Raw genomic sequence first — 23,209 nt, forward strand, 5'->3', positions numbered from 1 at the left:
CGCCATGGTTTAATCAGCTCCTCTTCTGATCCGAAGGGGAGCCGTTCACTTTTCTGCTTTTACAAAGAACCAAAATCAGTGCATAATAAGACTAAATGGATTGCGAAGGGGGCTTTATTGGTGAAAAGAAAAGCTTGCTTAGTCTTCATCATACTATCCCTATTGGCACTGTCAGGTCATTTTTGGACCTTTGGTGAAGAGGTGGATTTAACAAAAGAGACAATAGTGGTTGGGGGCGACTATTACTTTCCGCCCTTTGAATATGAAGATGACAATGGCGTTTATAAAGGCTTTAATATAGATATCATGCGAGCGATAGCCATTGAAAAAGGGCTGGACCTTGAAATTGTACCAATGCCTTGGTATAATGCGCTCTTTGCACTTGAAACAGGTAAAATCAGAGCAATTCAAGGCATGAAGTTTTCTGAATCAAGAAGTTTACGGTATGATTTCTCAGAGCCTTACTTGACTTCCTCGCTCGCGATTTTCGTCAAATCAGACAATAATTATATTGTTGATTTAGAAGACTTAAAAGGTGCAAAGGTTTCAGTTCAGAAGGATGATTTTGCCTATGATTATCTTATGAGTGTGGGCGGTATTGAGCTTCTTGAGTCTGAGACCCATGAACAGGCTATAGATAAGCTCTTAAGTGAGGAAGCAGTCGCTTATATTGGAAATCGTCTGACAGGTCTGTATACCATCCAAAGAAGTAATTATAGAGATCAGATAAAAATTACCGGTGTGGAGCTGCTTCCCAGTGATTATGGCATTGCGGTCGCTAAAGGTGATGAGGTTTTACTCAATATTTTTAATGAAGGTCTGTCTACAATCAAACGCAATGGCACTTATGATAAAATTTACAGCAAGTGGTTTGGTGAACCTATAGGTTTGCCTGAATCTTATGTAAGAAACATAATCTATTTTGGATTAACGATTGTTGCTATCCTGACACTGGTTGTTATTCTTTTTTATCACTGGAATAATTTACTGAAGAAAGAAGTAGCGAAGCAAACTCAGAATTTGGTAAGGGAATCCTATTATAAAGAACAAACCCTGAACAGCATTTTTAGTGGACTTGTCACATTCAACCTTGAAGGGAAAATCCTTTCGATGAATGAGAAAATGGTATCTTTTTTGGGCGCAGATTATAAGAATGCAATGGGTTGTCATTACAAGGAAACTCCGTTAGATAGACTTTTTTATGATCGTGATTTTGATCACGTTCTCACGTCAGGTCGGTATAGAAAAGAGGTTGAGAAGCATTATATTCGGGACGGAGAAAAAAGAATCCTGGAATATAACATGTATCCTCTTGTCATGGAAGGAAATCAAATTATAGGCATAACCCTCACTATGTCGGATATTACCGAGAAAAAATATTTAAGAAAGAAATTGGCTATGCGGGCCAAGCTTGAATCCTTAGGTCTTTTAGTGACAGAGATTGCCCATGAAATAAGAAATCCATTGACCGCCATTAAGACCTATGTTGAAATTTTGCCCGAAAATTTTGAGGATAAAAGATTTAGAGATAAGATCGTCGAAGACCTTCCACAAGAGATCAACAAGCTTAACCGCTTTGTTACTGAGCTTCTCGATTATGCCCGGCCAAAGGAAAGCCAAAAAGAGCTGATTTCAGTTTCACAGCCCATTCAAGAGATTTTCAGCTTGTTTTCAAAACAATTGGAGGAAAAGGGGATTGAAGTCACACTTGACTGCTCCGAAAATCTTCTATTATATGTGGACCGACAACAATTCAAGCAAGTCATGATGAATTTTCTAATCAACGCAGTCCAAGCTGTCTCAGATAAGAAAAGCAATCGAAAAATTGAAATTGCTGCTGCTGAAATTCAAAACAAGGTTCAAATAACTATTGAGGATAATGGCCACGGAATCGCTAAGGAGCACTTAGAGCGGATTTTTGATCCATTCTTCACGACTAAGCAAGGTGGTACCGGCCTCGGTCTTTCGATCAGCTATCAGCTCATTACTGAAAACGGTGGCGACGTGGAAATTAAAAGCGTCTTGGGAGAGGGTACCAGAGTTGAGATGCATTTTCAAAAAGGGCAGGGGGTGGAGAAAATCTCATGAGAAAGCTACTTATCATAGATGATGAAAAGGCTATATGTTCCTCACTCGGCTTTGCGTTAGGTAAGGACTATGAGATCAGTACAGCGGTGAATCTTGTTGAAGCTAACCATTTTATTGAGAAAGATTATTTCGATTTGGTACTTCTGGATTTGAAATTTGGAGAAGTTTCTGGAATAGATCTTTTGGAACAGATTAAGGCAATTTCTCCTGAAAGCATTGTCATCATGATGACGGCACATGGAAGCATACAGTCCTCTATAGATGCCATGAAAAAAGGTGCTTATGATTACATTATGAAACCGTTAGACATCAGCCAACTGAAGTCGCTGCTCATCAAAGCGAATGAATACAAATGTCTAAAAGAAAAAATTGATTATCTCCAGAATGAAGTTCAAATGCGTTATAGTGTTGGTGGCATTATTGGAAACTCAAAAAGGATGCAAGATCTATTTGAAATGATACAAAAGGTTAAGGATGTAGACGTAAATATCATTCTCCAGGGGCCCAGTGGAACAGGAAAAGAGCTTGTAGCCAAAGCAATCCACTATGAAGGAAAGCGAAGAAAAGAACGCTTTGAGGCAGTGAATTGCGGAGCGATCCCTGATAATCTGATGGAAAGTGAACTCTTTGGTTATGAAAAGGGCGCGTTTACAGGTGCAGGCTCTAAGAAAAAAGGAAAGTTTGAATTGGCCCATAAAGGGACAATATTTTTAGATGAAATTGGAGAACTTGATTTAAACCTTCAAGTTAAGTTGTTGAGAGCGATACAGCAAAGGGAAGTTACACCTTTGGGCTCTGAAGAAGCTAAGTCTATAGACGTTAGAATAATTGCCGCAACGAATAAAGATCTCAAGAAAGAAGTAGAGCTGGGAAGATTTAGAGAGGATCTATACTTTAGACTGAATGTTATTAAAATTGAGCTTCCGAGTCTGTCAAAACGGAAAGAGGATATTCCGCTTCTGACTCAGCATTTTATTGAAAAATGCAATCGTCGGCTTGGAAAAGCAATCAAAGGGATCACTCAAGAAGCGTTATCGGCCTTAGAAGCTTATGATTATCCTGGGAATATTCGCGAACTTGAGAACATTTTAGAACGTGCTGCTACGCTTACGGATCACAGTTTTATTGAACTGAACGATTTGCCTGAAGATATTACAAGACTAAAAATGAATGAAAATCTTCTCGATACTCACAAGATCATACCCGTCAAGATTGGTGAACCGCTGGATGAGGTTATGCGCCAGGTGATCCTTAAAACACTTGAGGCTATGGAAGGAAACCGAAAAAAAACTGCAGAGGTTCTCGGTATAAGCGAGAGAAATCTTAGATACAAATTAAAGGAATACGAAGTTTATTAAGCCTGCAAATTTTGCCAGCCTGCAAAATTTGCAGGTTTGTTTTTTGTGATATTGAGTTTGATAATTGTATTAATCTAATTGTAAGTGTTGCAAAATCAACGTTTTGATTTGTGGCATGAAACTTGCAATAACTATAGGCAAATTGAAAGGGGAGGGATTTACCAATGAAATTTAAAAAACATCTTTCGTTATTATTAGTTCTGCTTTTACTTATGAGTGCCTTTGCCGGGTGCAGTTCATCTGAGCCGGCGGGAGAAGAGCCTTCTGGCGAGACACCAGCACCAGCGCCTGAGAAACAGTTTGTCACAATTGTTACAGGCTCTACTGGCGGCACATATTATCCTGTTGGAACCATTCTCGCGACGCTTTGGAGCGAAAAGCTTGGAGATCAAGGTGTAGTCGCTGCGGCGCAATCTTCAGGGGGCTCTATTGAAAACCTCAACATGTTAAAAAGTGATGAAGCCCAATTAGGTATAGCCGTTGCAAGCTTAGGATATTTTGCAATGACGGGTGAAGAAAACTTTGCTGATAACAAGTTTGAAGATGTGAGACTGGTTACTGGCTTGTGGCCAGAGCTTTCTCAAATTGTAGTCACAGAAGCTTCTGGGATCAACAGCATCAGTGATGTTGCCGGTCACTCCATCAACGTTGGAGGCGCAGGTTCAGGAACTGAGTATGGCACGCTTAAAATACTTGAGATTCTTGGTGGCCTCACACCCGACCAGTATAGAGCGGAGCACCTTGGATACTCTGAGGCATCCAGTGCAATGCAAAATGGACAGTTGGATGCTATGAACGCTGAGGCTGGTATTCCAACATCCTCAGTATCAGAAATCTTCGCGAGTAAGACAGCAGTCAAAATGCTTTCTTTTACTGACGAGGAGTATGCGAAGCTTAAAGCTGAAGCACCACAATATGGCCAGTTTACTGTACCTGGAGGATTATACCCTGGCCTTGACGAAGATGTTGTTACCGTTGGTATTAAATCCGCACTGTTTACAAATGCCAGTGCAGATGAAGAGCTCATCTACAATCTCACCAAAACTATGTATGAATATCATGAGGAGATCGTAGGTTCTCACCAGGCACTTGAAAGCGTCACACTTGAGAATGCTGTTGTAGGATTACCGCCTGTGCCGCTCCATCCAGGTGCTGTTAGATACTATCAAGAAAAAGGTATTGAGATCCCAGCGGAAATGATGCCTTAGTAAGAAAAACTGATTGTTTTCACAACAACCTGCTGCGCCCAACTTGAGTTGGGCGCAGCAGGTTGTATCGCAACTATCAGGAAGGTGTGACGGACTATGCTTTTTAAGAAAAAGAATCCTGAAAAAGAAAAAAAGGAAAAAGTAACGAGAGAATCTATTGGCGCCAGAAAATTTTCGGGTCGGATCGCAATAGGTATTTCAATTTATGCAATTATTACTTCAATTTTTCATATCTATTTAAATAGCTTTAACCTGATGATTGTGATAAAAAAGAATGCACTTCACCTTGGATTAATGATGGCCTTAGCTTTCTTAATGTATCCAGCGACCAGAAAATCTGACAGAGTCAATCCATCAATTCTTGACTGGATCTTAGCTGCCGCAAGTCTTGCCATTGGATTTTATATTTATTTCACCTATGATGCCTTGGTTGCAAGATCATTAATTCCTGTTCCTATGGATTATGTCTTTGCCATAATTGCGGTTATACTTACTTTGGAATCTGCGAGAAGAGCTGTTGGAATAGTCCTGCCTATCCTTTCGATTGCGTTTTTATTCTACGCGCGATTCGGTCAAATGTTTCCAGGGGTATTGGCGCACAGAGGATTTAGCTGGGAAAGGATTTTGACCAGAATGTACCTCACTGGAGAAGGTCTCTTTGGGGTTTCAATAATGGTTTCAATGAGTTATGTCTTTTTGTTTATTTTGTTTGGATCTTTTCTTCATTATTCCGGTACAGCAAAATTCTTTAATGATTTTGCCTTGTCATTTGCTGGAAAGCTTAGGGGTGGGCCTGCACAGGTCGCGGTTATGGCCTCTGGGCTTATGGGGACTATTAGTGGATCCGCACAAGCGAACGTAGCAACAACGGGCACCTTTACTATTCCGCTTATGAAAAAAGTGGGTTATTCACCGCGTTTCTCTGGCGCTGTCGAAGCAGCTGCTTCTACAGGTGGTATTCTGATGCCTCCAATAATGGGTGCGGCTTCATTTATTATGGCGTCATTTCTTGGGATTCCTTATCTAAAAATTATGTACGCGGGAATTATCCCTGCCATCCTGTATTATTTTGCAATATTTGTTGTCGTTGACTTCAGAGCACAAAAAATTGGACTTAAAGGCATGGAAGAAAAGGATTTGCCAATTTTAAAAGATGTCATCAAGGGTGAAGGCCATTTAGCTCTGCCCATTTTAGTTATTCTATTCTTTTTGATAAAAGGCGTGACCCCACTATATGCTGCCTTTTATGGATTGATTTCAACGGTTGTGTTTAGCGCAATGAAGAAAAGTACGAGAATGAGCCTGAAAGACATCCTTAATGCGCTCGACGAGGGCGCTCGAACGGCTGTATCAATAGCCATTGCATGTGGTGTCGTTGGATTCATTGTGGGTGTAGTCGCAATGACGGGTCTAGGCCAGGTCATAGCCCTCAATATCATGAAGCTGTCCTTTGGTCAGCTCTGGCTTGCCTTGATCCTTGTCATGGTTGCCTCAATTTTCCTCGGAATGGGACTTCCTGCGACGGCATGTTACATAATTACTGCCAGCGTGGCGGCACCTGCGCTGATCAAGATGGGCGTTTTGCCACTTGCTGCACATTTCTTCGCGTTTTATTATGGAACGCTTTCTGCGGTCGTACCACCTGTAGCGCTCACTTCTTATACGGCTGCGGGAATTTCGGGTGCAAATCCAACAGAAGTGGCCTTCAGTGGCTTTAAACTGGCGATTGCCGGATTAATTATTCCGTTTATGTTTGTCTATTCTCCAATTCTCCTAATGCAAAATGTCGTTCCAAGCTATTTGATCGTGACTATTATCACAGGACTATTAGGAATCTATAGTCTTGGTGCAGCTAATGAAAATTACTTCAGATCACCTCTTTTAATCCATGAGAGACTGATGGCGTTTGCTGCAGCAATAATGTTAGTCAAGCCTGGATATCTAACTGACTCCGTAGGGATAAGTTTGATGGCTCTCTTTATGTTTAGCAATCTTTATCGCAATAAAAAGGCTAAAGAAAAACTTCTAAACAGTTAACTACTTTGAAAAGTGATAGTTGAATAGCTTAAAAAAAGGGACAGCGTGTCACCAAGATTGGTGATGCGCTGTCCCTCATTTTTTATCTCAAGCTTGACATTGGGTCAAGGTAGATCATTTTCTGTTTGAATGACCAATATGGATTGGAATTTGCATTTTAACCAAAGATAAATGGCTTTCATAATCAAAGACCGTCGTCTCTGCCACAACCTCCGCAATGTAGTCACCGCAGATGGTATAGTCTTTATCTTCTATGTATTTCATTAGATTTCTGATGCCGGCGGCTTCAATGCTGCTGTCTCCGGAGGGCCAATTATTGTAGACGCATACGTATGTACCTGCTTGAATGGCATACTGCTTAACCTTAGGATATTCGGGCTTGTCATCTGCAACAATAAACGCCGTATCACATAAGAGTTTGCCCGCTGATAAATTCTCCTGAGATATAATGGCGCCAACATCGCTGAAATAGGTGATAGGCATATTGTTCTTATGAAGTTCATTTTTGACTTTAATTAAGGCATTTTTCCAGTAGGTAATGCTTTCTTCGACATCCTTCTCATAGTCATAAGGTTCAATGTCAAAGTAAAAAGCTCTTCTGGCAGGCTGGTATTCAATATAGATATTGTTCAGGGATGGTGGATTGGAAAAGTGCCTGCAGCTGTTCAGCTTTTTTCTCAGAATGGTTTGGTTCATCATCAGTTCAGAAATTTGTGTTTCAATAGCGTCGATCTGCTCGTGAAGCAAAGCTTCAAAAATTGATAAATCTTGGTTGTCGAGAACGTCTTTGATTTGCTTCAGGGAAAGACCCACGGATTTCATCTGAAGAATCATATCAAGACGCTTGGACTGGTGACTGGAATAGTAACGGTAGGAAGAGCTTTCGTCAATGTAAGCTGGCACCAATAATCCGTTTTCATGATACAAACGCAAAGACCGTTCCGTGACGTTATTCAGCTTTGCCATTTGTCCAATTGAAAGTTTGTTGTCCTCAAATTTCATCATGACTTGAGTATCCTCCCTTTGAAATATCGGATTCCAAGAAAATATAACACAAATATCGGTTGTAAGCGAATGATTTAATGAACAAAATTAAAATTTCAGAAAATTCTGTTGACTCTCACCCTGCGTCAGACTTTACAGTAACTGTAGGGAAGTTGCCAAAAGTCTGTTATTTCAATAACAAGAGGGAGTGAGTCAATTTTAGGGATAACATCGACTTGAAATGAAATCATTAATATTGAATTAAAATCTTTTTCGTCAAGACTTATGATGACTGTTTATAAGTAAATGGTCAAATTTTTCAGGAGGTGCCTTTATGAGAATTGAAAATCATCCCGTTCTTGATTTTGACAGGAGCAAGACAGTTTCTTTCACTTTTGAAGGAAAACAGCTTCAGGGTTACGATGGTGAGACTATAGCTTCCGCGCTTCACGCAAATGGCGTTAAAGTATTACGGCATGATCACAGGCCAAGAGGCTTTTATTGCGCAATTGGCAACTGTTCCTCATGTTTGATGGAAGTGAACGGTGAGCCAAACGTACGCGTTTGCATTGAGCCACTCGTTGAAGGTATGGTTGTCAACATGCAGCAAGGCAAAGGCGCATTTTTGGGAGGCGAGAAATAATGTTACATACTGAAGTAGCAGTTATTGGCGGAGGCCCAGCAGGGATGAGCGCAGCAATCGCAGCTGCAAAGCAAGGCGCAAGAGTCGTTCTTTTCGAAAGAGGACTCAAACTTGGCGGACAGTTGGTTAAGCAAACACATAGATTCTTTGGTTCCGAACATGAATACGCTGGAACGAGAGGCATAGACATAGCAGTAATACTGCAAGAGATGATCGAAAAAAACAAGCTCATTGAAGTCAAAACTGATACAACGGTTCTTGGAATTTACCAAGATGGCGTCATTACCTATGAAGAACGTTATGAGTATGGCAGAATGACGGCTGAAAAAGTCATAATCACAACTGGTGCTGCGGAAAAAATGCTGCTGTTCCCAAACAACGACCTGCCGGGGGTTTATGGGGCTGGCGCTGTTCAAACTTTTATGAACCAATTTGGTGTTAAACCCGGCGATAAGGTGCTGATGGTTGGCGCAGGAAATATTGGCCTCATAGTTTCTTATCAGCTGGTGCAAGCGGGTGTAAAGATTGAAGCGATCATTGATGCCGCTCCTAAAGTGGGTGGCTACCTGGTTCATGCTGCGAAGCTTCAGCGTCTTGGTGTTCCAATCTTAACACAGACGACCATTAAAGAAGCGCTTGGTGAAGAATTCATAACGGGTGCAGTCATTCATGAAATTGACTCAAATTTCGCACCAATTAAAGGGACTGAAAGAAACGTTGATATTGATACCATCTGCCTTGCAGTTGGATTGACACCTTTGTCAGAACTTCTACGCCATATTGGTTGTGAACTGAAACATGTTCCAATACTGGGTGGCTATGTGCCAATTAAAGACCAATATATGGAGACTTCAGCAAAAGGGATCTACGTTGCTGGTGATGTCGCTTGTATTGAAGAAGCCAGCGCGGCAATGATTGAAGGCAGTATTGCCGGTGTTTCAGCAGCTATGGCGCTTGGTTATGTCAGAGATGGTGAAGAAGCGCGAAAACACTATATTCAAGAGCTTCAGGGAATGCGCTCCGGTTCTGTTGGCGAAAAGATCAGGCAAGGCCTCGATCAACTTTGTGGGTAGGAGGAATTACATTGTTTAATAGATGTGGAATTGTCAGTCAAGAAATGTTTGAGAGCCTGCTTCCATCAAAAGAAAGAAGAGAACAAGGCCCATATGTCATAATGGAATGTTTTCAAAGTATTCCTTGTAATCCGTGCAATACCAGCTGCAGCTTTGGTGCGGTAAAATTCATGGAAGATATTAATGAGACACCTACCGTTTACTCGGAAAAATGTACAGGGTGCGCGGTGTGCGTCAGTGTTTGTCCTGGACTTGCCTGTTTTGTCATTGATGAAACTTATTCTGAAAATGAAGTTTCAATCAAAATTCCGTATGAAATGACGCCGCTTCCTGAAAAAGGCACTGAAACTGACGCGCTGGACCGCTTTGGAAATGTTGTGGGCACCGCGAAAGTCATCCAGGTTCAGTCAAATAAAAAATTAGACAAAACCAATATTGTCACTATAGCGGTACCAAAAGAGCTCATCTATGAGGTACGCAGCATCAACGTGAGGGGGTAGCACAATGGATAAGTCAAAAGTCTATCTATGCAGATGTGAAAATCTGACACTGGAAGATTTGCATAAACAATTAGATGAAGGCTCTTTCTCAATGGAAGAAATCAAGCGGTCCACACGCTGTACCATGGGACCATGCCAAGGCCGCACCTGCAGGGAATTGATCGCAAAAGAAATCGCAAAATACCATGCGCTTAAAATGGAACAAGTTGATATGCCAACTTACAGAGCGCCTGTAAAGCCAATAAAAATGGGTAAAGTCGCAGGAGGTGCCAGGAATGCGTAAGAATGCTGATGTAGTAGTTATTGGAGGCGGTTCGGTCGGATGTTCTGTCGCTTATAATCTGGCGCTCAAAGGATTCAAGAACATTGTCCTCATTGAAAAAAGATACATAACAAGTGGTTCAACGGGCAGATGCGGCGCAGGCATTCGCCAGCAGTGGGGCACAGAAATTAATATCAAGCTGTCACGCTTAGCCGCCAATCTTTTCCTCGAGCTGGGTGAGAAGACCGGCTATGGAGATATTGAATTCAGACAAGCGGGCTACTTAATGATTACGTATGACAAACAACAAGCTGAGAGATTGAATAAGAACCTCATCTTGCAGCAGTCTCTTGGTGTTCCGGCGAAAAAGCTGTCTGGCCCTGAAGCCAAAGACGTTGTGCCTTATCTGAACATTGACGGTATGGAAGCGGCGTTTTATTGCAAGGAAGATGGCTGTATCAACCCTTTCAAAGCGACCTTTGCTTTTGAAAAGGGCGCAAAAGACTTAGGTGTTGAATTTGAAAAGTATACTGAGGTCCTTGGCATTGAAACAGAGGGTGGAAAAATAAAAGCAGTCGTTACGGACAAAGGTACTATTAATACGCCGATTGTCGTTAATGCCACAGGCCCATATGCCAAATTTATTGGGAAGATGATTGGTGTTTCGCATCCGGTTGAGCCTGAACGACACCAGATTTTAGTCACAGAACCTTTGGAGCATATGGTTGGTCCACTCGTCATGTCCTTCAACCATGATTCTTACATTAATCAGCAGCATCATGGCGGTTTTGTAATGGGCTATGGGATCCCCAATGAGCCTAAGCGTATCAACTACAATCACGACTGGGCGTTCATGGAAGATATGGCTAAGAAAGCAGTGTTCCAAATTCCAGCACTGAAAGACGTCCGCATTGTCAGGCAGTGGGCAGGTCATTATGGTATATCCCCGGATGGTCAGCCAATTGTAGGGTCGATTCCTGAGGTAGAAGGCTACTATATGGCGCTTGGATGCGGCAAAGGATTCATGCTTTCTCCAGCAATAGGCTTGCTGCTTGCTGAGCATTTGAGTGGCGAAAAGACAACGCTGGATATTGAAGCTATGAATGTTCGCAGATTTGAAAAAGGTGAACTGATCTTTGAAACAGGTGTTGTATAAGCCTTACATTCACTTTAAAGTTCTCGACTGAAAACAAAGCTCTTAACAAAATATTGGCAAGGCAAGGAGTGGTAAGTAATGCCCCTTCAATTCAATAACGAAACGTGTTCAGGCTGCAAGACCTGTCAATTGGTTTGCGCCCTGGGCAAGTTTAAAATATCAAATCCATCTCTCGCATACTTAAATGTCTATGGAAAGTTTCCGGCACCGGGGAAATATTATGTTGATTATTGTGATCAGTGTGGTAAATGTGCTGAAGTTTGTCCAGCAGGTGCCATTGAACAAACGGATGGCGTATACATAATTGATCCAGAGCTCTGCATTGGTTGCAAACTTTGTATGGATGCCTGTCCTTATGAAGTGATCCGCTTCGTGGATGGAATCGCCTATAAATGTGACGCCTGTGGGCAGTGCGCAGAGATTTGTCCAAGAAATGCGCTGACCTTTCCAGAGGAGGGAGCATCCGTATGATTTATGGTTATGCAGGAAGTATGCTGAGAATAGACTTATCCAACAATAAAATCACAACAACGCCGTTGAAAGAGGAATTGGTGGAAGAGTACGTCGGTGGACGCGGTTTTACAGCGAAAATCCTCTATGATGAAAACCCACCCAATGTGCATCCATTTAGCCCGGATAATATTTTTGTGGTTGCCATGGGCCCTCTGAGCGGCCATATGCTTCCTTCCAGCGGCAAGACCCACTTCGCGACCAAATCGCCTGCAACAGGCGGTTATGGGGACAGCAATATGGGCGGCCACTTTGGTGTTACAATGAAATACGCAGGTTATGATGTCATGATCCTCAAAGGAAAAGCGGAAAAGCGCAGCTATATTTTAATTGATGATGATAAAGTCACAATAGTGGATGCAGAAAAGTACTGGGGAAAAGGGTCGGCAGAAATTGAGGAAGCTATGAAAAAGGAGCTGGGGGATGAATTTCAGATCCTGACTATTGGCCCCGCTGGAGAAAATCTCGTTAATTTTGCCTGTATTTCTCACGACTTTGGCCGACAAGCTGGACGGATTGGTATTGGGGCAGTGCTTGGTTCTAAAAATATCAAGGCAATTGCTGTCCGTGGAACGAAGGGCATTCCGGTCTTTGATCCGGCGCTGCTGCTCGAAAAAGGCAAAAAGATGTATGCGGATTTGAGAAAAAAACCTGGCTTTACAGGATGGACGCCGCAAGGAACAGCAGGGATAACGGATTGGTGTAATAACGTTGGGGCGCTGCCAACAAGGAATTTCCAAAAGTCGAGCTGCGACTACGCAGAAAAGATTAATGGTCAAGCGGTCCTGAAAGAGCTGAAGATCACAGATAAAGGCTGCTTTTCTTGCCCGACGCCTTGTGGGAAATACGGGCACGCTAAAACCAAAATTGGCGATGCCTATGTGGAAGGTCCAGAATATGAAACCTTGTCCCTTTTGGGAAGCAACTGTGATATCAGCAACATTCATGACATTGCCTATCTGAATTATATCTGTGACGAGTTGGGTCTTGATACTTGTTCCGCTGGTGTAGTCCTTAGTTTTGCCTTTGAATGTTATGAAAAGGGCTTGCTGAGCAAGGAAGAAGTCGGTATGGACATTAAGTTTGGTGACTTTGATTCCGCGGTGTACCTACTTCGTCATATCGCGGAAAGAGAAGGCATTGGCAACGTATTGGCGGAAGGTGTTAGAGGGGCTGCGGAGACCATCGGCAAAGGCAGTGATGTTTTCGCGATTCACGTCAAGGGGCTTGAATGGACGGGCTATGAGAGCCGTAATGCGCCTGGTATGATGCTGGGGTATATGACGGCGGACATTGGTGCCCATCATGGAAGGTGCTGGGTGCTTGGCAATGATGTTGCAGGATCCGCGGTTGTCGGCAACGTCAACGACCTGATCTCTGGGGAACAAAACGCGAACCAGCTGCCCAAAGCCAAGCATGAGCATGTTGTTCCAATAGTGCTGAAAAGCCAGCATATCAGGCCGGCTTTTGATATAATTGGTACTTGCAGGCTGCAGTTTATGGAAATTGGCCTTGAAACCTCGTATTATGAAGATGTGTTTTACGCCATTACGGGAAGAAAGTTTTCCTGGGTTGAGCTTGAAACGTTGTCGGAGAAGCTTTGGCACTTAAACAGAATGTATAATGTACGTGAGATTAACGATTTTGGCAGAAAGTATGATTATCCGCCTAAACGTTTCTACACAGAGCCAATTCCAGATGGCCCGAATAAAGGACACTTTGTTGCCTTTGATGCGATTGAGGAAATGCTGGATAATTATTACGACGGCCGGGGCTGGGACAGAAATGGTATCCCGACTCGTGAGACTCTCGAGAAATTTGACCTTAATCTATAAATGGTTTTTGTACTGAAGTTTGTTTGGGAGGTGGGCGGCACTTATGCAGATTACAATAAAATTGTCAGAGAGCCTGCTTTCTATTTATAAAACTTCAGGCGTAGAGTTTGAGGAAACTTTTATGATCGATACTGAAGGTGCAGTGACGATCAAAGAAATTCTCAATCAGGCTGGGATCAGCCCAATGCTGACCCCTATGATTATAGTCAACAATAAAGCCTGCAGCTCACTCAATGAGGTGATCGATGAAGCTTCAACGATCACCCTCATTGGCCCCTTGGCAGGAGGATAAAAAATGGAGGTAGTGATTCTATGAGTAAAAATAAAGGCTTTGAAATTGAAAAAAGTACATTTTTACCTTCCGCGATCATCTTGGGAGTAGTTCTACTGATCGGCATTGTCTTCCCTTCATTTTTTCACTCATCAGTCGGTTATTTGTTTGATGTAACGACAAAAGGCTTTGGCTGGTTTTATCTGATGGTATCCCTTGCGTTATTGTTTATTTGTTTCTATATTGCAGCTTCGCCATTTGGCAAAAAGATTATAGGCGGACCTGACGCTAAACCAGAACATAATGTTTTCTCTTGGTGCGCTATGGCAGTCTGCAGCGGGATTGCCACTGCAATGGTATTTTACGCCGTTGGTGAACCACTTTCCTATTTTTATAACCCTCCTGCATTTACATATTTGGATCCGTTGACACCACAAGCTGCTGTTCGTGCCATCCAAATCTCTTCCTTCCATTGGTCGTTTTTATATTATGGCATCTTTGCCTTCTGGGGTTTAGCAGTTGGTTATATGTCCATGAATCACAACTTGCCATATCGTCCAAGCTCGGCACTTTATCCTTTGATGAAGGAGAAAGTCTTTGGTTGGCAGGGTAAAGTTGTTGACGTCCTGTCCATTCTGGCGCTCGTCGGTGGTATTGTTACCTCACTTGGATTTGGGACAACGCAGTTTGCATCAGGGATGCAGTTCGTCTTTGGGATTCAGCCAAGCAACACCATCTATGCATTAACCATTTTAGTCGTCACGCTTTCGTATACGATTTCAAGTTCTCGTGGACTCAATAAAGGGATGAAGATTATCAGTAACGCAAACGCCTACATCTATATCATTATTACAGCGTTCCTGATAATTTTTGGGCCAACAATCTTCCTTGCAAATCTCTTTACTGAAAGTGTAGCTTCCATGCTCAATAATTTTATCACCACAGCGCTTAATGCTGACGCCTTTAATGTTGGTGAAGGTTGGAGCCGAAATAATACCGTGTTCTTTATGGCTTGGATCATGGCCTATGCGCCTTTGGTCGGGATGTTCCTGGCGAAAATCTCAAGAGGGCGAAGTGTCCGCGCGTATTTGCTGGTCAATATCTTCGTCCCTGGCATCTTCGTATTCATTTGGTTCACCGCATTTGGCGGCAACGCGATTTATCAGGATTTCTACAATCAAGCTGGGATCTACGAAACCATTCAACAACTAGGTTTTCCGGTCGCGAACTTTGCGCTTCTCCAGCAAATGCCTTTTTATAGCGTTATGATTCCACTGCTGGTAGCGGTTCTGTTTTTCTCATTTATCACGCTTGCAGACGCTATGACAGGCACAATTTCATCTGTAACGCTCAAACACTCTGTCGCGGGAGAAGCACCTCGCCAAATCAAATTATTCTGGGGCTTGATGATAGGTGCCACCACGCTGATCTGTCTGTTTGCTTTAGGTGAAGTGGGTACGACGGCGTTACAGACCATGAGTATTGTCTATGCGCTGCCAATTTTCATCTTCACGCTTCCGGTTATTGTCAGTGTCTTCCGTATGGTTTCTGGTCAAGTAGACGCAGAAATGGCTTTGGCTGGATTTGAAATTGAAGAAGAGGAAGATGCGGCATAGATACTTAAAAATAAATACTAATCTCAAATTACCAGGATCATCTGAAAGGGTGGTCTTGGTTTTTTGTTGCGGCTCTTATGTGTTAAGAATCATACGTCCTTCTGTTTCAAGGCCGGGATAAGTGGCATTCTTCTTTATAAGGCCTGTGTAACAGGTGACGCGCCTGATTTGGGGTGCTTTCTTATATAACGTGGACAAGGAGGACAAAACATTGAACAACTTCACCTACGATATCCCAACTAAAGTCTATTTTGGAGAATATCAGCTGGGGCACCTTGGACCAGAACTGAAGAATTATGGAAAAAAGGTTCTTTTGACCTATGGCGGTGGCTCCATAAAGAAGAGCGGCCTCTATGATAAAATTCTGGAAGAGATCGAAAAGGCGGGCCTTGAGCTCTTTGAGCTGTCTGGCATTGATCCCAATCCAAGAGTGGCTTCGGTGAATGCAGGCGCCGAAATCTGCAGGAAAGAGGGGATTGATGTTCTGCTTGCCGTTGGAGGCGGGTCGGTCATTGACTGCACCAAGTTTATTGGCGCTGCAGCGTATCATGAAGGGGATGCCTGGGACATTTTAACAAAGAAAGTGACAGTGGAAAAATGTCTGCCCATCATCACAGTGCTGACCCTTGCAGCAACGGGCTCAGAGATGGACGCGGCAGGCGTCATCAGCAATCCTGACACAAATGACAAAATTGGCATGATGTTTCCGGTGATGCGGCCAAAAGTATCTTTTCTGGATCCTACACTCACTTATTCTGTTAACCAGTACCAGACAGCCTGTGGCGCGGTAGATATCATGAGCCATATCATTGAAGTCTACTTCCAGACAGACCAGGACTTATATATGCTGGATGCGGTCATGGAGGGCTTGATGAAGACCGTGTTGAAGTATGGGCCAATTGCCATGGCAGAGCCAGAAAATTACGAGGCCAGGGCGAATCTTATGTGGGCGTCATCCTGGGCGATAAATGGCTTTATCCGCGGCGGGAAACGTCACGCCTGGAGCTGTCATCCTATGGAGCATGAGCTTTCTGCATTTTATGACATTACCCATGGACTGGGACTCGCGATCCTGATACCGCGCTGGATGGACTATGTGCTTAACGGGGAAACCGCCGGCAGGTTCTATCAGTTTGGGGTGAATGTCTTTGAAATTGATGCTGGTCTTCCTGAAATGGAAGTGGCGAAGAAAAGTATTGAAAAACTGAAAGCATTCTTCTTTGAGACTCTGGGTCTTGAAAGTACGCTGACGGAAATTGGGATTGATGATGCGCGATTCGGTGAAATGGCGGAAAAGGCTGCGAAGCTGGGGGCGACCAAGCACGGGTTCTGGCCATTGACAGCAGGGGATATTGAGAAGATTTTCAGGATGTGTCTGTAATCGAGGTGCTGAATTGCGGTAAAAGAGAAAGCGCCAAGACCATCGGGCAAAAAGCTCTGGTCTTGGCGCTGTTATTATAAAAATGCATCATATTTCTGTTTTGAGTTAAAAACTCTTCGAATTTCAACTTTGTTCAATTCTTCCATGACAACATAAAAAACTAAAAAGGTCTCGACAACAAGAAAACGATATTTCATTTGAGCGATATAAGGATCTCGTGGTACAGCGCCCATATATGGGAAGTTTGTCAGGAGATCAATTTTTTTATCAAATTGATCAAGAATTTTGACCGCGGTGTTGGGATCATCTATCCTTATATAGTCGAAAATAGTCTTAATATCTTCTTCAGCTAAGGGCAGATATTCTATGGTGAATGTATTATCCATTAATGCGCTCCCTGAGCTCGGACATGAGTGCTTTGTGGGATTTTCTCTCTTTGGTTGAGGCACTTTGGACTTCTGCTTCGAGCAGTTTTTTGTATAAGTCGAGTTGAGCCTGCTGTTGTTCGTAAAGTGCCAAACTCATGACCACCAGATCACCTTCCCCGTTTTTTGTTATGAAGACAGGTTCGCCATATTTATGGCATGTTTCAGCAATGCTGTTAAAGTTATTTCGGAGGTCGGAAATAGGTTTGATTGTGGGCATCCTTAGTCACCGCCTATGAACTATTTGTGGTTTAATTATATCATTATTATGATATTTTCATAGGGGATAAAAACAAATTTTGTGATTGAAATGCTTCGTCGGACAGCGTGTTGGAAAGTATGTCGGGAAGAAGTTCGTAGTCGTGAAAATAAAATGATGCAGCGCCAAGACCATCGGGCAAAAAAGCTCTGGTCTTGGCGCTGTATTATTTTGAGGAAACGTCAAACCTATGAAAATAGGGTGGTACAGTAATGTTTCATTTTGCAGTCCACATTGCCATAGCAATCTTTATCACCCTATATCAAAACACGGTCCATCAATGACAGGAAATTTTTGTGGCTGATCTGTTCAATCTCTTCCCTGGTGAAGCCTCTTGCACTCAGTCGGGATATCATGTTTGGGGCCTTTGTAATGTCCTCAAGGCCTATGGTGCCGGCATAGGTCTCTGATGTAAAGCTGTCCGTTGTAGAGCTTGAGAGGTATTCGAAAAAGTCAAAGCCCAGCGCGATCTTTTCAATCCCAATCAGCCCCGCAATGTGCACCAGGTGATCGATCAGGCGGTCAACGGTTCGCTCCGCCGGCAGCACGTGAATAAATTCGTTGTAGGCGTTAATGCCTATTAAGCCATTTTTGCTGCCGATGGTCTTGATCTGTTCATCCGTCAAATTCCTGGGAACGTCGCACAATGCTCTGGCGTTGGAGTGTGACGCAATGATCGGTTTGTCGGAAAGGTCGGCGATGTCCCAAAACGTTTTGTCATTGGCGTGAGAAACGTCCAGGATCATGCCAAGCTCGTGGATCAACGAAGCTGCCTCTTTGCCTTTGGCGGTCAGGCCGCGGCTTGGGTCGCCCTTAACGCCGGTCGCCAAAGCATTCTGTTCATTCCAGGTCAGGCTCGCGTGGCGAAAACCCAGCTGGTAGAGGGGATACAGGGCTTCGATATCTTCTCCAATGCCGCTGAGGCCCTCAAGCCCAAGCATGACCGCAAGCTTGTTGTGGGCAATGGCATGTGAGAAATCTTCTGAACGCTTCATAACCTGTACAATGTCTCTGCTGTCCATTAACTCTTTGCTCATTGCCCGAATGCTTTCAATAAGCCTTTCCTGTGGGCGCAGATCATGCGGCGGATCAGCCCAGATGACAAAGATCCCGCCTGCCATGTTGCCTTTTTTGAATCGCTCCAGGTGATAATCCCGGATAATGTTCCTTATGCCTTGCGCACTTTTGACCGTGACATCAGTCCAAATATCTCCATGAATGTCGAGCAGCATATTGCACCTCCAAAAGCCCCAGGGTGCGGGCATACCGAGCCCTGGGGAATATTTCGTTCTTTACATATACTGTAACAGATTGCCCATGAAAATTCCCAGGTAATTGCCTATGATGTAACCAAAGACGCCTGCAAGAATGATGGGGCCGACCAGCTTGTTCCAGCCTTTGGCGATCGCCATTGCCGCTGCGGTGGTAGGTCCGCCTATATTGGCGTTGGATGCGAGAAGGATTTCCTCAAGGTCAAATTTGAAGAGCTTGCCAAGCGCAAGCGACACGAGCATATTTATAGCGACTATAATCCCCGTGAATAAGAGAAGGAGAGGGGCCTGGGTGATGATGACTGAAATGGAGGCTGGAACACCAATGACGACCAAGAAGATGTAGATGAGGAAAGTTCCTATTTCCTGAGCCCCGTGAATGCCACTCATGAAATCTGGTGCAAAGGTCGCAAGCAGCATGGTGAAAGTTGTGATCAACAGATATTTGTTGCCAAGGAGACCGTTTGCCAAATCGAGGAAGAAATTTCCGGTTGGAATGATGCCCTTAAGGATTGCAGCTGCCTCGGTTGAGAGCCAGACAATGATCAGACCAAGTGCCAGGGAAAACGCAATATCTCTTAACGAAATTTCTTTGCGGCCCCAGTATTGCTTAGCGAGGGTTTCGCCTTCAGCTGGATCTACCATGGCATTGACGGAGTCTATATGTGGATGCTTAAATTTTTTGAGGAAGAAGTTCATGGTTGGGATCGCTAATAAGACGAAGAAGTAAAGTGCCATGAGGAGGTTGTCTGCGACGGTGAGCGCTGAAATCCAGGATTCGCCGGCACCGAAGGCTTCAGACATGGCTGCGAAGTTGACGCCGCCACCTATGTAGGATCCTGTAATGATTGCAGACATTTTGTACAGGTCCGGGATATAGCTTTTGAGAAGATTGTGTGACACCATGACGCCTACTACGGTACCAGCGGAGCTCAGGATAAAGATGATCATGAGCCGGCCGCTTTCCCGCCAGATCTTTTTAATGTTGGCGTTGAACATTAAGAGCGGTATGGCCAGCGGGACGACATATCCCCAGACCACGTCGTAGGTTGGCGCTGCGGTAGGTATGATGTTGAGGTTGGCGAGGACCATGGCGATCACGAGGCCAATAATGGCGCCGGTGATTTTCGAAGCCCATTTGTAATTCTGCTCAAGAAAGATACTGAGCGCCGCAATACCGACGAGAATTGACCATAGAGCCCACGAATTGTCTGCACTGATGAATGAGTTCATAATAAAACCTCCTCCACAAAATGATATCTGTGTTACAGTTAATATATTAAACGATTGTAACTAAAATTTCAATATATTAATATCAATTTATTGATGAAAATTTCAATATATTAAAATAATCAACAACGTCATTTTATGGTAAAATGGTTATAGTATGAAAATGGAGGCGTTCGTTTGAATATAGATATTGGTGCGAAAATCAGGGAAATGAGAAAAAGCAAGAACCTAAGCATAGCGGAGCTGGCTGAAATGACAGGACTCAGTACAGGGATCATCAGCCAGATTGAGCGGGACATGGTCACGCCCTCTGTGGTGACTTTCTGGAAGATTTCAAAAGCCCTTGAGGTGTCGTTTGGGTATTTTTTTGATGAGCTGGAAGAGGAAAAAGAGGTTGTGTCACCGGTTGTAAAACGCGATCATAGGAAAACCATAAAGACTTCAAACCGAAATGCACTCTATGAGCTGTTGTCTCAGGATCTCAACCGCAAGATTGAGTTTCTGTATATCACCATAAAGCCTGGGGATCATTCGTCAGACGGTCTGGTCACCCACGAGGGTGAGGAGTGCGGCGTTGTCATCAAAGGGCGTTTGCTGGTAAAGATGGAAAATGAGGAGTATATATTGGAGGAAGGCGACAGCATCTATTTTGACAGTACCACGCCTCACAGGTATGTCAATGTTGGAGATGAGGACTGCGAGTCTGTTTGGGCTATGACGCCGCCGAGCTTTTAAGTGAAAATGTAAAGCGCCAAGACCATCGGCAAAAAGCTCTGGTCTTGGCGCTCTCTTTTTTTGAGGGTGGTATATGGGTTGGCTGTGTTATGACACTTTACGTCTCGAGGGGATCCGGCGATTCCAGGGCATCCAGCGCCGCCTGCACAAAGACTGCGGCGCCTTTGTAGAGGACGGCGTCATCCAGCATGAACCTGGCGTTGTGGATGGGGTAGAGCTGGCCGTCCTGCAGCATGGAGGTATTCAGCAGGAAGTAGGTGCCGGGGACCTGTTCGAAGAAAAAAGCCGCGTCCTCGCCGCCCATGAGGGAGTCCTTCATGATGACGATCTCATCCTCTGGGAGAATTTTTCTGGCGGATTTGAGGAAGCGGGTGGTGACCGCTTCGTCGTTGATGACGGGTGGGTAGGAATCATAAAAGCTGAGCTCATAGTCAGCACGGAAGCCTTTGATGAGGGCGTCTATGATTTCTTCAATGCGTTTCAGGACAAAGGCTCTGGTGTCAAAGCTCAGGGTGCGGATGGTGCCCAGCATTTCCGCGCAGTCAGGGATGATGTTGTTGGTGCCGCGGCCGGCGCTGAGGCTGGCTATGGTGATGACGGCGGGGCTTGCGGGGTTGACTTCACGGCTGATGATGCTCTGGAGGGCCACAATAATGTGGGCTGCTATGGTGACGGGATCCACGGTTTCGTGGGGCGCTGAGCCGTGGCCGCCTTTACCTTTGATTTTAAGGTAGATCTGGTCATCCGAGGCGAACATGGCACCCTGGCGAACGCCTATGGCTCCGGGGATGGTGGTATCTTCGACGTTGAAAACGTGCATGGCGAACATGGCATCCACTTTTGGGTTTTCAAGGACGCCGTCCTGAATCATGGGTACCGCGCCGCCCGGACCTTCCTCGGCGGGCTGGAAGATGAGCTTGATACAGCCGTTCAGGCTGGCTTCACGGCTTTTAAGCAGCTTGGCGGCGCCCAGAAGCGTTGCCACGTGGGCGTCGTGGCCGCAGGCATGCATTTTGTCGTTTTCAGATTTGAACGGGGCGCCCGTTTCTTCGTTGATGTTGAGGGCGTCCATGTCTGCCCTGAGGGCTATGGTCTTTCCCTTGACCGGATGGATGGGACTGCCGGGGTCGCCAATCCAGGCGAGAATGCCGGAATGGCTGTCAAAGGTCTTGTAGGGAATGCCCATGGCTTCCAGCTGAGCGGCGATATAGGCTGCGGTCTTGGGCAGGTGCAGCCCGGTTTCGGGGATTTTATGCAGTGCCCTTCTCCAGGTGATGATGTCGTCTTTGATGTTTAATGCTTCGTGTAAAAGGGTCATGTCTTTGCCTCCTTAGCGAATAGCGCCTGTGGCATAGGACAGGTCTTGGTCAGTTTGTGAGGTTAAAAATTTGAGCAGATCCTCGAAAACTTGCTGGTTTTCGACCTCGTGGATGACTTCGTGTCGCAGTCTTTTGTAGACCTTGCTTTCCACGGAGGTGTAGCCCGCTTTCCTCAGTGCGTCCATGGAGCCCTGAAGTCCCCTGCGGCCGCCGGTAATGGGATCCTCTTCGCCGGTGATGCTTAGAATTTCAAGGTCCGGATTCTTGCACAAGAATTTGTCGAAGGCGCGCTGCTGAAGGTTGGCAGTGGCAATGGCCAGGATGGCGGCATTTTCGTAGGATGTGAAGAAATGCGGGTCGTTTTTCCGCTGAATCCGGTTGGCAGGATTCGCGCTGACCCAGCTGTCATCTTTGCCGTTGATGCCAAGCAGGGCATTCAAAAACTGACTGTGGCCCCGGTCGCCTTTTAGAGTGCTGATGAGCTTTGCGATCAGAACGCCGGCTCTGGCGTAGAATCTGTAATCCACGGTGCCACTGAGGATGAGCTTTTCAATGTCGTCATCATGGGCCTGCAGATAGCATCTTGCGAATAATGAGCCCATGGAATGGCCAAAGAGGTACAGCGGCTTTCCAGGATAGAGTTTTTTTAGGGTGTCCGCGATCAGCTTTTGATCCTCGAGGATTTGTTCCAGGCTGCCCATGCAGCCTTTGGGGACCTGGGCGCTGATGGATTCTCCGTGGCCACGGATGTCAGAGAGAACGACTGTGTAGCCGTGGCCCTGAAGAAAACGGGCCAGCTCGAAATAGCGTCCCTTGTGCTCCTGAGCGCCGTGTAGGATCTGAACCAGTGCCTCGGGTTCATTGCTTTTGGACTCAAAAATGACTACTGAAAGCTCAAGTCCGTCACTTGCGGTCAGTTGGATGGGTTTCATGGTGGATCGCCTGCCTTTTAAGTTCTAACTACATTATAGCATTGTGAAATTGTGTTTTGTAGGATTCTCGGATAAACTCAGAATATCAGAGTTGTGTTTGTAATATTCAATATACT

At 44.6% G+C, this 23,209-nt stretch carries 22 protein-coding genes; 15 read left to right on the forward strand and 7 right to left on the reverse strand.

Annotated features, from left to right (window positions below; translation table 11 throughout):
* Positions 1-120: 120 nt before the first annotated feature.
* The 4 genes from BLP63_RS10725 to BLP63_RS10740 all read left to right on the forward strand — a co-directional run bounded on the left by BLP63_RS10725 (position 121) and on the right by BLP63_RS10740 (position 6,691).
* Complete coding sequence (locus BLP63_RS10725) at positions 121-2,088, forward strand: transporter substrate-binding domain-containing protein (RefSeq protein WP_170829416.1); 1,968 nt, start codon at positions 121-123, stop codon at positions 2,086-2,088.
* A complete protein-coding gene (locus tag BLP63_RS10730; RefSeq protein WP_092591401.1) occupies positions 2,085-3,446 on the forward strand; it encodes a sigma-54-dependent transcriptional regulator in 1,362 nt (453 codons plus the stop codon). Before BLP63_RS10725 ends, BLP63_RS10730 begins: the two co-directional genes overlap by 4 nt.
* Positions 3,447-3,610: 164 nt before the next feature.
* Positions 3,611-4,654, forward strand: coding sequence for a TAXI family TRAP transporter solute-binding subunit (locus BLP63_RS10735; protein ID WP_092591403.1), 1,044 nt, complete (start codon positions 3,611-3,613; stop codon positions 4,652-4,654).
* A gap of 96 nt (positions 4,655-4,750) precedes the next feature.
* Positions 4,751-6,691 carry a TRAP transporter permease gene (locus tag BLP63_RS10740; RefSeq protein ID WP_092591405.1) on the forward strand — a complete coding sequence of 647 codons (1,941 nt, stop codon included), beginning with the start codon at positions 4,751-4,753 and terminating at the stop codon, positions 6,689-6,691.
* Between the two features lie 114 nt (positions 6,692-6,805).
* Here the strand turns inward: BLP63_RS10740 and BLP63_RS10745 are convergent, their stop codons facing one another.
* Positions 6,806-7,696, reverse strand: a complete 891-nt coding sequence (locus BLP63_RS10745; RefSeq protein ID WP_092591407.1) for a MerR family transcriptional regulator — start codon at positions 7,694-7,696, stop codon at positions 6,806-6,808.
* Positions 7,697-8,009: 313 nt separating this feature from the next.
* Between BLP63_RS10745 and BLP63_RS10750 the strand changes: the two genes are divergently transcribed.
* The 10 genes from BLP63_RS10750 (at position 8,010) to BLP63_RS10795 (ending at position 16,922) form a co-directional block, all read left to right on the forward strand.
* Positions 8,010-8,318, forward strand: a complete 309-nt coding sequence (locus BLP63_RS10750; RefSeq protein WP_092591409.1) for a (2Fe-2S)-binding protein — start codon at positions 8,010-8,012, stop codon at positions 8,316-8,318.
* The gene (locus BLP63_RS10755) at positions 8,318-9,391 is read left to right on the forward strand and encodes an NAD(P)/FAD-dependent oxidoreductase (protein ID WP_092591411.1); all 1,074 of its coding nucleotides are present in this window, start codon (positions 8,318-8,320) and stop codon (positions 9,389-9,391) included. The genes BLP63_RS10750 and BLP63_RS10755 overlap by 1 nt, the downstream gene beginning before the upstream one ends.
* Positions 9,392-9,402: 11 nt before the next feature.
* Positions 9,403-9,891, forward strand: coding sequence for a 4Fe-4S dicluster domain-containing protein (locus BLP63_RS10760; RefSeq protein ID WP_242870880.1), 489 nt, complete (start codon positions 9,403-9,405; stop codon positions 9,889-9,891).
* Positions 9,892-9,895: 4 nt separating this feature from the next.
* Positions 9,896-10,174 carry a (2Fe-2S)-binding protein gene (locus tag BLP63_RS10765; protein ID WP_092591413.1) on the forward strand — a complete coding sequence of 93 codons (279 nt, stop codon included), beginning with the start codon at positions 9,896-9,898 and terminating at the stop codon, positions 10,172-10,174.
* Positions 10,167-11,309, forward strand: coding sequence for an NAD(P)/FAD-dependent oxidoreductase (locus BLP63_RS10770; RefSeq protein WP_092591415.1), 1,143 nt, complete (start codon positions 10,167-10,169; stop codon positions 11,307-11,309). Before BLP63_RS10765 ends, BLP63_RS10770 begins: the two co-directional genes overlap by 8 nt.
* A gap of 78 nt (positions 11,310-11,387) precedes the next feature.
* The gene (locus BLP63_RS10775) at positions 11,388-11,780 is read left to right on the forward strand and encodes a 4Fe-4S binding protein (RefSeq protein ID WP_092591417.1); all 393 of its coding nucleotides are present in this window, start codon (positions 11,388-11,390) and stop codon (positions 11,778-11,780) included.
* Positions 11,777-13,654, forward strand: coding sequence for an aldehyde ferredoxin oxidoreductase family protein (locus BLP63_RS10780; protein ID WP_092591419.1), 1,878 nt, complete (start codon positions 11,777-11,779; stop codon positions 13,652-13,654). The genes BLP63_RS10775 and BLP63_RS10780 overlap by 4 nt, the downstream gene beginning before the upstream one ends.
* A 43-nt stretch (positions 13,655-13,697) precedes the next feature.
* A complete protein-coding gene (locus BLP63_RS10785; protein ID WP_092591421.1) occupies positions 13,698-13,946 on the forward strand; it encodes a MoaD/ThiS family protein in 249 nt (82 codons plus the stop codon).
* A 20-nt stretch (positions 13,947-13,966) separates the two neighbouring features.
* On the forward strand, positions 13,967-15,541 hold the full coding sequence (locus BLP63_RS10790; RefSeq protein ID WP_092591423.1) for a BCCT family transporter: 1,575 nt from the start codon (positions 13,967-13,969) through the stop codon (positions 15,539-15,541).
* A gap of 211 nt (positions 15,542-15,752) precedes the next feature.
* Complete coding sequence (locus tag BLP63_RS10795) at positions 15,753-16,922, forward strand: iron-containing alcohol dehydrogenase (protein WP_092591425.1); 1,170 nt, start codon at positions 15,753-15,755, stop codon at positions 16,920-16,922.
* Positions 16,923-16,996: 74 nt separating this feature from the next.
* On the opposite strand, the gene BLP63_RS10800 is transcribed toward BLP63_RS10795, so the two are convergent.
* The 4 genes from BLP63_RS10800 to BLP63_RS10815 form a co-directional block, all read right to left on the reverse strand.
* Positions 16,997-17,308, reverse strand: a complete 312-nt coding sequence (locus BLP63_RS10800; RefSeq protein ID WP_092591427.1) for a type II toxin-antitoxin system RelE/ParE family toxin — start codon at positions 17,306-17,308, stop codon at positions 16,997-16,999.
* Entirely contained in the window at positions 17,301-17,567 is a 267-nt protein-coding gene (locus BLP63_RS10805; RefSeq protein WP_092591429.1) for a type II toxin-antitoxin system Phd/YefM family antitoxin, read from the reverse strand. The genes BLP63_RS10800 and BLP63_RS10805 overlap by 8 nt, the downstream gene beginning before the upstream one ends.
* Positions 17,568-17,863: 296 nt before the next feature.
* Complete coding sequence (locus BLP63_RS10810) at positions 17,864-18,838, reverse strand: dipeptidase (protein WP_092591431.1); 975 nt, start codon at positions 18,836-18,838, stop codon at positions 17,864-17,866.
* Between the two features lie 60 nt (positions 18,839-18,898).
* Positions 18,899-20,110, reverse strand: coding sequence for a DUF819 family protein (locus BLP63_RS10815; protein WP_092591433.1), 1,212 nt, complete (start codon positions 20,108-20,110; stop codon positions 18,899-18,901).
* 174 nt (positions 20,111-20,284) lie between these two features.
* On the opposite strand from BLP63_RS10815, the gene BLP63_RS10820 reads away from it, so the two are divergent.
* Positions 20,285-20,842, forward strand: coding sequence for a cupin domain-containing protein (locus BLP63_RS10820; protein WP_092591435.1), 558 nt, complete (start codon positions 20,285-20,287; stop codon positions 20,840-20,842).
* Between the two features lie 97 nt (positions 20,843-20,939).
* Here the strand turns inward: BLP63_RS10820 and BLP63_RS10825 are convergent, their stop codons facing one another.
* Both BLP63_RS10825 and BLP63_RS10830 read right to left on the reverse strand, forming a co-directional pair.
* Positions 20,940-22,160, reverse strand: a complete 1,221-nt coding sequence (locus tag BLP63_RS10825) for a M20 metallopeptidase family protein (RefSeq protein ID WP_092591437.1) — start codon at positions 22,158-22,160, stop codon at positions 20,940-20,942.
* Positions 22,161-22,172: 12 nt separating this feature from the next.
* Positions 22,173-23,093 (reverse strand): alpha/beta fold hydrolase, encoded by a 921-nt coding sequence (locus BLP63_RS10830; protein WP_092591439.1) that lies wholly within the window; start codon positions 23,091-23,093, stop codon positions 22,173-22,175.
* Positions 23,094-23,209: the final 116 nt, after the last annotated feature.

Origin of the sequence: Acidaminobacter hydrogenoformans DSM 2784 (assembly GCF_900103005.1) — a bacterium.
GTDB classification, from domain to species: Bacteria; Bacillota; Clostridia; order Peptostreptococcales; family Acidaminobacteraceae; genus Acidaminobacter; species Acidaminobacter hydrogenoformans.